The sequence below is a fragment of the Clostridium ljungdahlii DSM 13528 genome (assembly GCF_000143685.1).
Lineage (GTDB): Bacteria > Bacillota > Clostridia > Clostridiales > Clostridiaceae > Clostridium_B > Clostridium_B ljungdahlii.
Genome location: NC_014328.1, coordinates 2,972,878 through 2,987,069, shown reverse-complemented (window position 1 = coordinate 2,987,069; position 14,192 = coordinate 2,972,878). Strand labels below are relative to the sequence as shown.

16 protein-coding genes are annotated in these 14,192 nt (G+C 31.1%); 11 read left to right on the top strand and 5 right to left on the bottom strand.

Features of this window, described 5'->3' with window-relative positions:
- Window positions 1–54 precede the first annotated feature (54 nt).
- Together CLJU_RS13330 and CLJU_RS13325 are read left to right on the top strand one after the other, a co-directional pair.
- A complete protein-coding gene (locus tag CLJU_RS13330) occupies window positions 55–744 on the top strand; it encodes a response regulator transcription factor (RefSeq protein WP_013239353.1) in 690 nt (229 codons plus the stop codon).
- On the top strand, window positions 728–2,146 hold the full coding sequence (locus CLJU_RS13325; protein ID WP_013239352.1) for a HAMP domain-containing sensor histidine kinase: 1,419 nt from the start codon (window positions 728–730) through the stop codon (window positions 2,144–2,146). The genes CLJU_RS13330 and CLJU_RS13325 overlap by 17 nt, the downstream gene beginning before the upstream one ends.
- 244 nt (window positions 2,147–2,390) lie before the next feature.
- On the opposite strand, the gene CLJU_RS13320 is transcribed toward CLJU_RS13325, so the two are convergent.
- Both CLJU_RS13320 and CLJU_RS13315 read right to left on the bottom strand, forming a co-directional pair.
- Window positions 2,391–3,773 carry a radical SAM/SPASM domain-containing protein gene (locus tag CLJU_RS13320; RefSeq protein WP_013239351.1) on the bottom strand — a complete coding sequence of 461 codons (1,383 nt, stop codon included), beginning with the start codon at window positions 3,771–3,773 and terminating at the stop codon, window positions 2,391–2,393.
- Between the two features lie 292 nt (window positions 3,774–4,065).
- A complete protein-coding gene (locus CLJU_RS13315) occupies window positions 4,066–4,614 on the bottom strand; it encodes a tyrosine-type recombinase/integrase (RefSeq protein ID WP_023161971.1) in 549 nt (182 codons plus the stop codon).
- 546 nt (window positions 4,615–5,160) lie between these two features.
- Between CLJU_RS13315 and CLJU_RS22945 the strand changes: the two genes are divergently transcribed.
- The 4 genes from CLJU_RS22945 (at window position 5,161) to CLJU_RS21670 (ending at window position 7,161) form a co-directional block, all read left to right on the top strand.
- Window positions 5,161–5,373 carry a hypothetical protein gene (locus tag CLJU_RS22945; RefSeq protein ID WP_013239348.1) on the top strand — a complete coding sequence of 71 codons (213 nt, stop codon included), beginning with the start codon at window positions 5,161–5,163 and terminating at the stop codon, window positions 5,371–5,373.
- A gap of 18 nt (window positions 5,374–5,391) precedes the next feature.
- The gene (locus CLJU_RS22940) at window positions 5,392–5,604 is read left to right on the top strand and encodes a hypothetical protein (protein ID WP_013239347.1); all 213 of its coding nucleotides are present in this window, start codon (window positions 5,392–5,394) and stop codon (window positions 5,602–5,604) included.
- A 182-nt stretch (window positions 5,605–5,786) separates the two neighbouring features.
- Complete coding sequence (locus CLJU_RS13295; protein WP_013239346.1) at window positions 5,787–6,749, top strand: DUF2935 domain-containing protein; 963 nt, start codon at window positions 5,787–5,789, stop codon at window positions 6,747–6,749.
- Between the two features lie 196 nt (window positions 6,750–6,945).
- Window positions 6,946–7,161 (top strand): MerR family transcriptional regulator, encoded by a 216-nt coding sequence (locus CLJU_RS21670; RefSeq protein ID WP_013239345.1) that lies wholly within the window; start codon window positions 6,946–6,948, stop codon window positions 7,159–7,161.
- 136 nt (window positions 7,162–7,297) lie between these two features.
- Here CLJU_RS21670 and CLJU_RS13290 read toward each other — a convergent pair whose 3' ends face one another.
- Complete coding sequence (locus tag CLJU_RS13290; RefSeq protein ID WP_013239344.1) at window positions 7,298–8,428, bottom strand: DUF362 domain-containing protein; 1,131 nt, start codon at window positions 8,426–8,428, stop codon at window positions 7,298–7,300.
- A 327-nt stretch (window positions 8,429–8,755) separates the two neighbouring features.
- On the opposite strand from CLJU_RS13290, the gene CLJU_RS13285 reads away from it, so the two are divergent.
- Window positions 8,756–9,790, top strand: coding sequence for an L-threonylcarbamoyladenylate synthase (locus tag CLJU_RS13285; protein ID WP_029170167.1), 1,035 nt, complete (start codon window positions 8,756–8,758; stop codon window positions 9,788–9,790).
- A 337-nt stretch (window positions 9,791–10,127) separates the two neighbouring features.
- Here CLJU_RS13285 and CLJU_RS13280 read toward each other — a convergent pair whose 3' ends face one another.
- Entirely contained in the window at window positions 10,128–10,466 is a 339-nt protein-coding gene (locus CLJU_RS13280) for a PadR family transcriptional regulator (RefSeq protein ID WP_013239342.1), read from the bottom strand.
- A 193-nt stretch (window positions 10,467–10,659) separates the two neighbouring features.
- Here CLJU_RS13280 and CLJU_RS13275 point away from each other — a divergent pair, with 193 nt between their 5' ends.
- The 4 genes from CLJU_RS13275 (at window position 10,660) to CLJU_RS13260 (ending at window position 13,453) form a co-directional block, all read left to right on the top strand.
- Window positions 10,660–11,136, top strand: coding sequence for a permease (locus tag CLJU_RS13275; protein WP_013239341.1), 477 nt, complete (start codon window positions 10,660–10,662; stop codon window positions 11,134–11,136).
- Window positions 11,133–11,672, top strand: coding sequence for a permease (locus CLJU_RS13270; RefSeq protein WP_013239340.1), 540 nt, complete (start codon window positions 11,133–11,135; stop codon window positions 11,670–11,672). The genes CLJU_RS13275 and CLJU_RS13270 overlap by 4 nt, the downstream gene beginning before the upstream one ends.
- A gap of 128 nt (window positions 11,673–11,800) precedes the next feature.
- The gene (locus tag CLJU_RS13265; protein WP_013239339.1) at window positions 11,801–12,532 is read left to right on the top strand and encodes an ABC transporter ATP-binding protein; all 732 of its coding nucleotides are present in this window, start codon (window positions 11,801–11,803) and stop codon (window positions 12,530–12,532) included.
- A complete protein-coding gene (locus CLJU_RS13260; protein WP_013239338.1) occupies window positions 12,533–13,453 on the top strand; it encodes a SufB/SufD family protein in 921 nt (306 codons plus the stop codon).
- Window positions 13,454–13,584: 131 nt separating this feature from the next.
- Here CLJU_RS13260 and CLJU_RS13255 read toward each other — a convergent pair whose 3' ends face one another.
- Window positions 13,585–14,190: a DUF1847 domain-containing protein gene (locus CLJU_RS13255; RefSeq protein ID WP_013239337.1), complete on the bottom strand. Its 606-nt coding sequence runs from the start codon at window positions 14,188–14,190 to the stop codon at window positions 13,585–13,587.
- Between the last annotated feature and the right edge of the window lie 2 nt (window positions 14,191–14,192).

Here is a 14,192-nt window from a genome sequence, read left to right as displayed (position 1 = left end):
TTTTCTAATATACCCTAAGTAAAAAGTGATATAATTTTGAATTGGGTGATAGTTATGAAAGAAAATATATTAATAATAGATGATGACAAAGATATAAGAGAAATGCTTGTAAATTATTTTTCTAAAGAAGGTTATATCATGCAGGCTGCCTGTAATGGAGAAGACGGACTTGAGATTGTAAAATCAAAACCGATTTCTTTAATACTTCTAGATGTTATGATGCCTAAAATGGATGGTTATACAATGCTCATTAAGCTCAGAGAATTTTCAAGCATACCTGTTATACTGCTTACTGCAAAAGACCAGCAAATAGACAAAATAAAGGGATTTATAGATGGCTGTGATGATTATATAGTAAAGCCCTTCGATTTTACGGAACTTTCATTAAGAGTCATGGCTATACTTAGAAGAAGTAATGTTAATCATGCTGTGAAAAATCATATACTCAATGTTAAGGATATTGAAATCAATACTTTAGAACATACAGTAAAAAAAGACAACTTAGAAATAGTATTAACTCCCAAGGAATATGAAATTTTATACACACTGGCATCAAATAAAGGCAGGGTGTACTCAACCAAAATGCTTTATGAAATGCTTTGGAAAGATACATTTATGGAAAATGACAATACTGTAACCATGCATGTTAAAAATTTGAGGAACAAGCTAGGTGATAACATTAAGAAGGGCAAATATATAAAAACTATCTGGGGAGTTGGTTATAAAATTGAGAACGATATTTGAACTTATTATTGTTATAATACTATTTTCTGTAACTTTAAAATTAAAAAGAATATTTAAACTTAGGAGTGAACTAGTTTTTTGTGCAATTGTTTCTGGACTTATATCATTTATGCTTGTAGTTTTTTTAAAGGAATATATTTTAGGATCATTTTTGAACAATTCTAAAGACACTCCTATATATATACATAGACATATAGTTTCTAGGATTGAAGATGATTTAAAAAACATGGATATTAATAATTCCAGCAAACTACAAAAATATATGGATAGAGAATTTAATATGTCATGTTATATTTTTGTGGTAAAAAAAGATGGAAGGGTAATAGCTGCAAATAATAGAGAAATTAAAAATATAGATATTCATGAAATTGCAGACGGTAAAAATACATTTAAATTTTTAGATACTGGTAGAGATAACATATTTAAAATAACCAGGTGTGATTACTTAAAAGATGGATACTATTTATATTATATATATATAGGTTATGGAAAATTAGACACTGAAAACAATATAGGTATACTATGGATTGTAACTTTTGCAATTATTTTTTTCTTGCTCATATGGAAGCGTATTTCCTATATATCTAAAATAAAGTCAACAGTTAGAAATATTGCAGAAGGCAGATTATCCAATCGTGTTCCATTAAAATACAAAAATGAATTAGGTGAGCTTGCCGAAGACATAAACTACATGGCTTCAAAAATTGAGAAAGAAGAAAAAAGCAGAAACGAATTCATGACCAATATATCTCATGACTTGAGAACTCCGTTAACTACTATCCTTGGATATATAAATATGATTAAAAATAATAAGTATGAGTCAAAAAATGAACTTGATAATTACGTTGACATAATGAATAAGAAAGGTATTTATTTAAAAAACATGCTTGATGATTTTTTTGAATACTCAAAGCTCTCTTCAAATGATATCATACTTGAAAAGCAGAAACTTGAGTTAAATGAACTTGCAAGACAGATAGCTGAAGAAGAGGAAGACGAATTCACACAAAATGGATTAAAGCTTTCAATTAATCTGCCCCAGGAATCTATTTATATTGAAGCAGATCCTAATTTATTTTTAAGGGCTGTGAATAATCTCTTAAGTAATGCATTTAAATATTCCAAAGAAAATACAGTTGTGGAGTTTAATATTAGTAAAGAAATTTTTAATAATACGCCTTATGCAGTGCTTTCAGTGTCAAACATTCCTAATGATCCAATTTCAAAGGATGATCTGGAAAACTTCTTTGAAAGATTATATAAAAAAGACTCATCTAGACAAAAAGAAGGCAGCGGTTTAGGCTTATCGATCGTTAAAAACATAGTAAAACTTCATGGTGGATTTGTAAAAGCTTATAAGCAAGATAATAAATTAGTATTCAAAGTATATCATCCATGTTAATGACCTAATTCCAAAGACGGTTTGATGCCATTTTATATATGGTGTTAAACAGTTTTGCATTTTTATATGAAAAAATTTTATCTTTCATTTAGTGAAGTCTTAAATAAGGAAGCTTAACCTGGGGACTCTGTCCCCAAACCACTGAGGTTTATCGATTTTTGTCCTTCCAGAAACGGGTAGTTTAAAAGCCATCTGTTTCTGGAAAGAACACCAATAGACGTTTAGTTTGCTCCTTATTATTGTCTTATCCTTTAGCAAAATTATCATTACCTTTTTTCTTGAAAACTTCATCCCATGTTTTTTCTGCATATGGAACAAAATCTTCTGCTGATTTTGTTATTTTTTTATGAAATTCATTGTCATGAAGCATTTTTTCTGCTCCAGAATCGTCAGGCTTTGCTCCAACCTCCTTACATACATTAATTATAACATTCGTGTTATCTATCATCATACACGGTCTTAACATATTTTTATTATAAGGCTGTATTGACCTTAGCTTTTTGAAAAAAGGATCTCTAAAAGCATCAATTAAATGCCTGCCCTTTAAGTTAACTGTTGAAAAGTGAGAAAATATACAAGGTTCAACATCCTCTTTTGAATTTACATGAAAATAATATTTACCTGCTATACACCCACCTACATACGGAGCATCATTGAAGAAGTCTAAAGTAAAATATGGTTTATTAGCTCTTATTTCTCGGGCCCTTTTTCCAAGGTAATCTCTTTGTTCTGCTGTAAGCATCATATTAAAATCTTCATCTTCGCCATTAACAGGCATGAATAAAAAGTACCAGCTCATTTTCGAACCTTTTTCAATTAACATATCGGTAAATTCATCACTGAGTACGGTGTTTATATTAGTTCTTGTAACTGCTGAAGATACTCCGAATAATATACCCCTTTCATGGAGCATGTCCATAGCCTTTAAAACTTTTTGGTATGTTCCTTTTCCTCTACGAGCATCAGTATCATTTTCAAATCCTTCAATTGAAAGCATAGGTATTACGTTACCACATTTCTTGATTCTATCTGCAATTTTTTCATTGAGTAAAAGTCCGCTAGTAAATGGTGTAAACATTACATCGTCATATTTCTCATATATATCCAGAAGATAATCGTTGAAGAAAGGTTCGCCACCTAGAATAATAATATAATAAATTCCAAGATCTCTTGCTTCTCCTATAATTCTATCAACTTCTTCAGGAGGAATATCATCTTTTTTACTGTAGCTTGAAGCATAGCATCCTTTACAGTGAAGTGGGCACCTCATAGATGGACTTAGAAGCATGACAAAGGGTATTTTAGTATTCTCCTCATCCATGTATTTTTGCCTCTTAGGGCCAGCATACCAATTTGCATTTGCAAAAAAGTTAGTAAAAAACTTCTTTAAACATTTAGTATCTGTATTTTTTAAAATATCCTGGATAAATTCATGCTTGGATTTATCGTTGTTGTAGTAATTCTCAACAAACTCAATCTGAGCCAATGCAGATTTATCTTTTGTCAGCAGTTTAATAGCTGAAAATATTTTATCTACATTTTCTCCTGGGTTTTTATCAAGATAATTAACGATTTTGTTTACAATAGCTTGTTTAGTGTTTTTTTCTAAAGCATTTTTTATTTTCATATAAGATTCCTCCTAGCAAATTAAAAAAATTTTTCTATTCATATTCCTATAAAATTTTTAGTATATTATGCGAGTGCTATAAACAGAGTTCTTAGCATCAGATGGAGTTTTGACTCCACCTGATGCTTATTAACAGTATTCTTAGTGCTTTAGCACTTAGAAAGCGTTATCCAGGGACGTAGATGCCCTTTATTCCCACTTGGAGAAAAGCAGATATCCCAAATCTTTGATTTGGTGATAATCGCTTTCGCTGTGTGCGTGGGAATATTAGAGCAGGTAGTCATCGGATAAATTAAAATTGAACTAAAGAATATAATTCATCTTTATTTTCCTGAGGTATCCCAATATATCTAAGAGTGATCTTTTTTGATGAATGATTAAATGTATACATAATAAGACCAATATTGTATCTGCTCGCCTTATAAGTCCAGTATCCCCATGTTTTCCTTAAGCTGTGAGTACCAAAATTATTTATATGCAGACTTACAGCTGTAGACTTTAGAATCCTGTAAGCTTGTGTGACACTTATGGGTTTATTTAAGCCTTTTCTGCTCTGAAAAATATAAAAAGTTTGTCCAAGATTATTATGCTCTATATAGGCATTTAGAGCTTTTTTAAGGCTGTTATTTAATTTGATTTTCTTTTTTTGAATCATAAGATCATCCTTGAGACTAAGATAGGAAGTCATTAGATCCTGTACTCTAACTTTAATTACGTCACTAATCCTTAATCCCGTGTTTAATTGAAATTTTGCTAACAGCCAGTCCCTTTCACTTTTATCCTTTAAATGCATGAGCAATGCGTCTATCTTGTTTTTATCTCTAATTGGATCCACAACCATCACTTTTTCCTCCTAAAAGTTATGTATTGTTTTATATATTATATCATAAAAACAATACATTGGAACAAAAAATAATATTTCTCATGCATTACATAACCGTTGATCTTTGACTTTCAGTCGTTTTATCCCATGCATAGTAATTTCTTCTTGGCACGCTTGAAACCTTGCATAGCTTCTCTATTCTCTAGTCTTGATAAACTCAAATCTTTCTATTTTATGAACTTTGACAGTATCTATTTTATGGTTATAGATTAGGGTGTATTATCAATAATATTTGTATTTATTGCATTTATGTTTAATTGGTTATTTTTTATATACGCAGGTTTTGTTTTTAAAAATAAATGGTTGATATATGCAGCATTAGTATATGCTATACTTTTTATTTTGACACTGCTTGATCAAGGAAATATAGCTTATAAAGTTTGGTATATCTTTTGGATAATTAGTTTGGTACATGCTATAAAGGCAAGACAAGAATTTTTAAATAGAAGGAATATTATAAAAAAATTAAATATATGAAAAAGAATTAAGAAGAAAAATGTCGTAATGTTAAAAGCAAATAGACATGAAGATTTTAGATCGGGATCTTTTAAAACAACAAAAAGAAAGAAGAAGTTTAAAAAAGTAAGTACCTTAAAGGAAGCAATCAAGGTAACTGATACTCAGGCACTAAAAATTGATAAAAAAGTTAATATTGCACCAGGAATAAAAGCTACAAACCTAATGAGGATGATTTTCTATATGATAAAAGCAAGCTAGAAATAGATGATATATACAATGATAATAGATAAAAAAATAAATATGAAAGAAGTACTTAGTGGATATAAACCCAATATAGATTTTGATATGCATAATAGCACCTGTTCGATATATGTAACTTACTATAAAAATAAGGATGCAGATGAATCTAAAAATGCTTCTAGGGTTCAATATACAATGGAAGTAGATTTAAGAACAAAGCAAATTAAAAATTTTAACAAGAATGAATAATAAATATAATTGGAAACGATATATAAATATAATTGTAACGGCTGTTATTAGATAGATATTACAGCCGTTAGTAGTATACCTAATAATGTGATGTAAAGAGCAATTATGTTAAAAATTTTTTGCACATGTAATATAACTTTAGAATAAAATGAAACGAGTATGTAAAAAAGGAAGTATATATAATGTTATCCAATATGAAATTTGTTAAACAATCTCTAGAGTTAAATTTATTCTTTATGAGAATTGCCAAGGAGCATGCTATTTTTCTTGAGGCAGGATTAACATCTAGAGACTACAAATTAGCTTGTCAGGCAAATATGTTGAAAAATGAATTTACCCAGTTACTTATTGAGACCATTAGACTTTCTGAAGGAATCATCAGTCCTGAAGTAGCGCACTCTGGAGAATTAGTGACAGATTTAACGCTAAATGCAGAAAGAGAAACTGAATTTTATTCGGCAATTAAAATTGACAGTAATGTTACAAGAATGGAATTAAACTTAGTACAGGGTAGATATGACAGTGACGAACTTGTTAGAACTGTAGCTATGTTAAATAATAGAGCAATGGCTGCAACAAATAGGATAGCTTTATTTAAGTCGAGATTATTAAATGATGTCCTAACTTGCAAAACATTTACTACAAACTACCCGCTACTTATAGATCATATATTAAGAGAAGCTAAATTTTACTTAAGAATGTTAGTTAAATTGCAAAATCGGGAAGAAATGGATTTAGTTAAAGAGGCTGTTTATCAAGAAGGTTTTTGGAATAGAATTATGGCAGAACATGCAAAATTTATACGGGGTTTATTAGATCCAACAGAAGTTAAATTATTTGATACAGCTAATGATTATGGTAAAAAATTTGATCAATTAACTCAAGAATCTTTAGCTTTAACACAGAATATAGGGTTGTTGCCTGAGGTGAGTGAAAAAACATTAAATGCTACTGTGGGAATTAGAAATTTCAAAAAACAGGGAACAGAAGGTTTGATAAATTGTACTATTAGATCCATAGCTTATCCTCTACTTGGTGACCACGTAGTTAGGGAGGCCAATCATTATATTAGGCTGTTAAAAGGTTATAAAAATATAAACAGAGAAATGGATAGCATAAAAAATCTAGAGAATATTTATAAATAGCTTTTTGCGATAAAATAAGGTGCATAAGTGGTATTTTCGTTTCCGAGTAAGAAGTCAGATATTTTTTCTAACTCTTTTTCTTATTTATATGATTTTTTAGCCCTGAACAAGTTTTTTTATATTTTATAATAAGTATATTCTAATACTTAAACCTAACTTTAGGTCAACATTGAATTGAAATTTATTATAGGTAATTATGACCTATTCTATTGGCGATATTTCAAAGATGCTAGGTATATTTATATCAACCCTGCGTTACTATGACAAAGAAGGGCTTCTTCCTCTTGTCAATAGAACGCATGGGAATATTCGAGTATTCGATGATACTGACATTGAATGTCTGAAAATGATAGAATGTTTAAAGAATACAGGCATGGCACTTACCCCCATCTTTTATCAAAGTGGGGGATAAGCACTGTTATGCACCTGGATAAGTGATTCCCCTAAAGGATAACGTATTCTAAGTGCTAAAGACACTAAGAATACTGTTAATAAGGTTCAGCTGGAGAAAGTCATCATTATAAGCAAACTCCATCTGAACCTAAGAATCACTTGATAGTAATCAACTCATATTCACGGCTGCCAAGACCTATTTTTTCTGCATGGGCGAGGCAGGTACTCCACTCCGATTCCGGTGTGGAGTTGGTAAAATGGTCATGATGATCTTTAAAGTTAGGTTTTGACATATTGTCTGATAATTGGCTGTTTGGCAGCGGTGCAGCTGACATACAGGCATCCACACAGGCTTGATCCAGTGCTAGCGGATCGAAGGAAGCGAACATTCCTAGATTTGGAAGGATCGGAGTATCATTTTCGCTGTGGCAGTCACAGTTAGGTGAAACGTCTATCACAAGGGAAATGTGAAAGCAAGGGCGGCCGTCTACTACCGCTTTGGTGTATTCCGCCATGCGGCAATTCAATTCCTTATTGGCTGCCCAGTTTGTAAATGCGATAGCGCCAAAATTACATGCACCTAAGCAGCGTCCGCAGCCTACACAATTTTCTGTATTGATAGTCATTTTCTTTTTCACATCATCAAACATCAAACCGTTATTGGCGCACTCTCTTTGGCACCTGCGGCACCCCTTACACTTCTCCTGTATGATATTAGGTTTACCATTAATATGTTGATCTTTTTTCCCAGCACGAGAGCCGCAGCCCATACCAATGTTTTTGATGGTACCACCGAAGCCGGCTGCTTCATGGCCTTTGAAGTGAGTGAGGCTGATAAGTATGTCAGCATCCATAATTGCATGACCGATTTTTGCCTCTTTTATATATTCACCACCTATTACCGGTACCATGATGTCATCGGTACCCTTTAGACCATCACCAATGATAACAGGACAGCCTACTGTAAGAGGAGTAAAGCCGTTTTCCCATGCACATTCCAGGTGCTCAAGGGCATTCTTGCGGCTGCCAGGGTACAGGGTATTACAGTCAGTTAAGAATGGCTTTCCGCCGAGTTCCTTAACAACGTCGGCTACAGCTCTTGCGTAATTTGGGCGCAGAAAACCTAAGTTGCCTAGCTCACCGAAGTGCATTTTGATGGCGACGAACTTGTTATCCATGTCGATTTGTTCGATACCTGCCTTTTTAATCAGCTTTTTTAACTTGGTTGGAAGACCTTCTCCAAGTTTTGTACGAAAATCTGTAAAATATACCTTTGACTTTTTCATTATAATCACCCCTGTTTTAAAAATTATTGATTGATTTTATGTATTATGTGCGGTAAAATGACCTATATTTTCCTTTTCCTAATTCTAAATTTACTATATCATATTTATTGTAATGGATAAAGTTAGCTTTAGGTCAAGAGATTTTTTATGAATTTAAAGATTGTAATGAAAAAGACATAGAACAATACTTTGAAAATTGAGTAATACGGTGTAACATATAACTAATGCTAGTTAATACAAAATAGCAAAATATTATGAAGTTAAAATTAATTATGTAGCACACATATTACAGAAATAGAAGGTGAATTATAAATGGTGGTAAAAGCTATGGAAACAGAAGTATTATATGTTAAAGATTTAAATGCTAATTACCAGAACATTGTAAAAGGTGCAGAATATCTAAAAAAGGGGGAAGTTGTTGCAATTCCAACGGAAACTGTGTATGGATTAGCTGCAGATGCTTTTAATGAAAATGCAGTAAAAAAGATATTTAAAGTTAAAGGAAGACCACAAGACAATCCATTATTGGTACATATATATAAATTAGAACAAGTTTATGATATATGTAAGGATATTCATAAAGATGCAGAGAAAGTATTTGATGCTTTCTGGCCGGGATCAGTAACTTTGATTTTCAATAAAAAAGATTGTATTTCAGATACAGTTAGTGCAGGAATGAAAACTGTGGGAGTTAGATTCCCAAAAAGTGAAGTAGCAAGAGCTATAATTAAAGAAAGCGGAACTCTACTAGTAGCTCCATCTGCAAATTTATCAGGGAAACCGTCAACTACTAGTGCTGAGCATTGTTATAATGACTTAAATGGAAAAATCCCTTGTATTTTGGACGGAGGTCCATGTTCAATTGGATTAGAGTCAACAATTATAGACATGTCGACTCCGGATCCAGTACTTCTAAGACCTGGGGCTATAAGCTTGGATGATATACGTAAGGTAATTCCTAATCTTGTATATAAAAAGAATTTGTTAAGTGTTAAAGGAAATGAAATTCCAAAGGCTCCAGGAATGAAATATAGGCATTATGCGCCAGATGCACCAGTAACATTGGTTAAAGGAGATTATGCAAAAACATCTAAATGGATTAAAGAAAATGCAAATGAAGAAAATGCTGTAATTTGTTTTCAGGAATTTTTAAAAGATTTTAAAAATTATGAGCATGTATATAGCTTAGGAAGTTTTAAAACGTTAAATGCAGCAGCACAAAAGACATTTGATTTGCTTAGAGAATGTGATAAATTGAATATAAGTCATATTTATGTGCAAGCACCTAAAGACAGTGGACTAGGAAATTCTATAATAAATAGATTAGAAAAAGCAAGTGCAGGGGATGTTATTAATATATAAATTAACTATAAAAAATCAAGTAATTGATGGGATAGTCAGCCGTGTCATGTATTGAAAAGTATGCACCATATAAGGGTAATTTATGAGTATAGTAGTTGTATATAGAGACCATATGATAGGATTAATATCTATCGTATGGTCTTAGTTAGTAAACAAAATAAGAAGTTTACAAAATAAATAAAGATGTGTATGTTGAACGTTCAGCCCCATTATTGGCTGTATATTTAATTTCATGTATGAAAACATGGCATTGAGTTTTATAGCTTAACTATCATTCATATGTAAAAACGAAAATATACAATAAGAAACTAACTATATGGATAGTTCCAAAAGTATTCTACTTTTTTAAATTTTTATATCTATCTAAAAAATATTTTAAATATAGAATTCTTTTTTCTATATCATTTTTCCAATCATCAAGTTGATTCAATCCGGTGTCAGTAATAGTATAGATTTTTTTGGCAGGTCCTGAATTAGTTGTATCCCACGAAAATATTACTGCACCATCATCTTCAAGTTGCTTAAGAGTACGGTATATAGCTCCTTGGTCACACTGAAAATCAGGTATATTTTCTATAAGTGAAGTATATATTGCACCACCATATGCAGAACCTTCAGCTAGTGTCAGTAAAATAAATGCAGGAAGATGACGAGATTGTTTTCTTTTACCAGCCATAAAATATCTCCTTTTTATTTATAGTATAATAACATTATATTACTTCATACACCTTATTGCAAATAATATATTAATGTTATTGACACTATCAAAAAATAGATGTATGCTAATAGTGTTAAATACACTATTATATTTATTACACTATAGTGTTTAATTTTACACAACTAATTATATGAGGAGGTAAAAGAATTTTATGTTTACTATGGGATTATACTTTTTAATGTTTATTTTATTACTTGTATCATTAATTAAAAGCCACGAAAAAACTTTACTGGCTCTAAAAAAAGCTTGGAAGTCTTTTGAAAATATCTTGCCGTTATTCCTTTCCATATTGTTTATTATAGGAATTATGCTTGCTATTTTAAGCCCGCGGGTTATTTCAAAAATAATGGGTCATCAATCTGGTATATTAGGTTTAGCGTTAGCTGCACTTATTGGATCTTGTACTGTAATACCTGGTTTTGTTACATTTCCATTAGCAGCTACTTTGTTAAAAAATGGAGCTGGTATGGCTCAAATAACAATGCTTATATCAACGTCAGTCATGGTTGGAATTATTACAATTCCTATTGAATCAAAATATTGGGGTAAGAAAGCCACATATGTTAGAAATTCACTTGCCCTTGTGTTTTCTTTTGCAATTGCTTTTGTGATGGGAGTGTTAATATGATGAAAAGAATATTAAAAAGATATAGAACTTTTGGTATTATTTTAATAATAAATTTAATTTTATTGTTAGTAAAACCTTCATTGGGAATAAATTCGTTAGAGGGAACGGCAGATAATTTAAAGGAATTGCTTGCTATTATGCCACCGATCTTTATTTTGATGGGGCTTTTGGATGCTTGGGTACAAAAGGAAACAATGATAAAACTTATGGGAAAAGGTTCAGGATTAAAAGGTATGATTATTGCTTTTCTATTAGGTTCATTTGCTGCTGGACCGGTATATGTTTCTTTTCCTTTTGCTGCAGTTTTGATGAAAAAGGGAAGTGCTTTTTTCAATGTGCTAATTTTTATAGGAGCATGGTCTGCTACAAAAATACCTATATCATTATTTGAAGCATCAGTAATGGGATGGAAATTTATGATTACCCGATATGCTATCGATATACCTGTAATTATTATAATAGCATATATTACAGATAAAGTTATTTCATCTAATGAGAAGAAAACCATTTATGAAAATGTTGAAATACTTAAATAAAAATTTAATAGAATAGATGATATAATGACTGCTAATACATATGCAATATATTTATTAGACATCAGTATAAAAATAACTTTAATATAATAGTGTAAAATAATTTTAATATAATAAGGAGGATTAGATAGATGTTAGAATTAAAAAATTTATGTCTTGAAATAGAAAATGATAATGGAAAAATCGATATTTTAAAAGATATAAACTTAAAGTTTGAAAAGAATAAAATATATGTAATTACTGGCCCAAATGGTGGTGGTAAATCATCTTTAGCCAAAACAATAATGGGAATATATAAAGCTTCTTCGGGAGATATATTATTAGATGGAGAAAATATCGCAGATTTAGATATTACCGAGAGAGCTAAAAAGGGTATAGGATTTGCATTCCAACAGCCTGCAAGATTTAAAGGTATAAAAGTAAATCAATTGCTAAACCTAGCTGCAGGGGATAATAAGGTAAATACATGTAAATTACTTCAGGACGTAGGACTTTGTGCTCAAGATTATATAAATAGGGATGTTGATTCAAGTCTTTCTGGTGGTGAACTTAAGAGAATAGAAATAGCAACTATACTTGCTAGAAACCTCGAAGTTGCATTGTTTGATGAGCCCGAAGCAGGAATAGATTTATGGAGTTTTAACAAGTTAGTTGAAACTTTTGAAGATATGAATAAAAATAAAGAAACTACTATAATTATAATATCTCACCAAGAGAGAATCTTAAATTTAGCAGATGAGGTTATCATACTTGCAGATGGTCAAATTAAAGAAATAACTTCAAAAGAGAATATACTTGATAAAATAAAAAAGAATGATAATTGTAAATGCGGCGAGATTTGTCAAAAAGGAGGTACTTTTTAGATGTTGGATGAATTGGATAAAAGTATGTTAAGTCAAATGTCAGGACTTCATGAATTGCCAATTGGTGCTTATAATATAAGAAGAAACGGAGAAAAGGTTGCAAGAAATACTACAGCCAATATAGATATAGTTACAAAAAAAGATAAGCCGGGTATAGACATAATAGTAAAACCTGGTACTAAAGGTGAAAGTGTACATATACCTGTAATTTTAACACAAGAAGGGTTAAATGATGTTGTGTATAACACTTTTGAAATTGGTGAGGGGTCAGATGTACTTATAGTGGCAGGTTGTGGTATACATAATCCAGGTGAGAAAAAATCCCAGCATGATGGAGTCCATGAATTTTTTGTCAGGAAAGGTGCTCGCATAAAATATGTAGAGAGACATTTTGGAGAAGGCAGTGGGAATGGTGAGAGAATATTGAATCCTAAAACAATAATAGAAGTTGAAGAAGGAGGATTTGCTGAATTAGAGCTAGTCCAAATAAAAGGAGTAAGCAGTACTAAAAGGGATACAGAAATAAAGCTTCATAAAAATGCTAGAGCTGTAGTATCAGAGAGACTTCTTACATATAAAAATCAAGATGCAGAGTCTAAGATAAATGTAGAAATGGTAGGAAGAGATTCTTCTGCACGAATAATTTCTCGTTCTGTAGCACGAGACGAGTCAAAACAACTATTTCATTTAAATATGTCTGGATATGAGAGATGCAGGGGTCATATTCAATGTGATTCCATAATAATGGATGAAGCAACGGTACAATCTATACCTAAAATATCAGCATTTCATTCAGACTCACAACTTATACATGAAGCTGCTATAGGAAAAATTGCTAGTGATCAGCTTATAAAACTTATGTCATTAGGACTTTCGGAAAAAGAAGCTGAAGATACTATATTGAAAGGATTTCTTAAATAGGGGGTAGTACCATCATCATGTTTACTCTCAACTAGCAATTTTTAAGTAATATATTTTTGCACCGCATTAATTCTATTTTTATGTCACATAATATAAAGATTGTGTACTAATGTCTTATTATAAAGATAGTGTTATTTCTTTTTAGGAAATAGCTTGTCTTTATAGTAAGAGTCTGCTTGATATATTGCGCCTAATGGATTATGTGCCAAAATCCTATCTTTTACTGCAAAAACAGTTATTGGAGCTTCTGAATATTTTATAAACAAAGAATCATGTCCAACACATAAGCCCAAAATAATATTTAAATCTGTTTTAGCTTCATTTAAAAAATTCGCCTGACCTATTGGATTACACATTGGTACATTTGAATCTATATCAATAAAATCTTTTGATATACCTCCATTTTTACAAATTACAGAATTTACAGTAAATCCATTATAACTAAGAACTTTACTTAAAATCTTAGCTTCGTTAGATAAGCCAACACAGAATGCAATTCCTATATTTTTATACTGACATCTTTTAGCAAAATCAATTGTTTCTTCTAATCTTGTCTTTTCACCATATCCCTCACTCACAACTAATGCTGATGCTTTAGCAATTTTAAAATTTTCTTCATCTTTATAGACCTCTTTAATTTTTTTCATTTTCTCATCAAGACTTGGACAATTTTTTGGCGCTTTATCCAAATCCTTTTTATTACAAGCATGAATAGTACATAATGCACAATAATACATAA

Excerpts from the sequence above, each read along its gene's own strand:
- CLJU_RS13265 (WP_013239339.1), top strand. The coding sequence starts at position 11,801 with ATGTTAGAATTAAAAAATTTATGTCTTGAAATAGAAAATGATAATGGA.
- CLJU_RS13255 (WP_013239337.1), bottom strand. The coding sequence starts at position 14,190 with ATGTATTATTGTGCATTATGTACTATTCATGCTTGTAATAAAAAGGAT.
- CLJU_RS13290 (WP_013239344.1), bottom strand. The coding sequence starts at position 8,428 with ATGAAAAAGTCAAAGGTATATTTTACAGATTTTCGTACAAAACTTGGA.
- CLJU_RS13285 (WP_029170167.1), top strand. The coding sequence starts at position 8,756 with ATGGAAACAGAAGTATTATATGTTAAAGATTTAAATGCTAATTACCAG.
- CLJU_RS13315 (WP_023161971.1), bottom strand. The coding sequence starts at position 4,614 with ATGGTTGTGGATCCAATTAGAGATAAAAACAAGATAGACGCATTGCTC.
- CLJU_RS21670 (WP_013239345.1), top strand. The coding sequence starts at position 6,946 with ATGACCTATTCTATTGGCGATATTTCAAAGATGCTAGGTATATTTATA.
- CLJU_RS22940 (WP_013239347.1), top strand. The coding sequence starts at position 5,392 with ATGATAATAGATAAAAAAATAAATATGAAAGAAGTACTTAGTGGATAT.
- CLJU_RS13295 (WP_013239346.1), top strand. The coding sequence starts at position 5,787 with ATGTTATCCAATATGAAATTTGTTAAACAATCTCTAGAGTTAAATTTA.
- CLJU_RS13330 (WP_013239353.1), top strand. The coding sequence starts at position 55 with ATGAAAGAAAATATATTAATAATAGATGATGACAAAGATATAAGAGAA.
- CLJU_RS13280 (WP_013239342.1), bottom strand. The coding sequence starts at position 10,466 with ATGGCTGGTAAAAGAAAACAATCTCGTCATCTTCCTGCATTTATTTTA.
- CLJU_RS22945 (WP_013239348.1), top strand. The coding sequence starts at position 5,161 with ATGTTAAAAGCAAATAGACATGAAGATTTTAGATCGGGATCTTTTAAA.
- CLJU_RS13270 (WP_013239340.1), top strand. The coding sequence starts at position 11,133 with ATGATGAAAAGAATATTAAAAAGATATAGAACTTTTGGTATTATTTTA.
- CLJU_RS13320 (WP_013239351.1), bottom strand. The coding sequence starts at position 3,773 with ATGAAAATAAAAAATGCTTTAGAAAAAAACACTAAACAAGCTATTGTA.
- CLJU_RS13275 (WP_013239341.1), top strand. The coding sequence starts at position 10,660 with ATGTTTACTATGGGATTATACTTTTTAATGTTTATTTTATTACTTGTA.
- CLJU_RS13260 (WP_013239338.1), top strand. The coding sequence starts at position 12,533 with ATGTTGGATGAATTGGATAAAAGTATGTTAAGTCAAATGTCAGGACTT.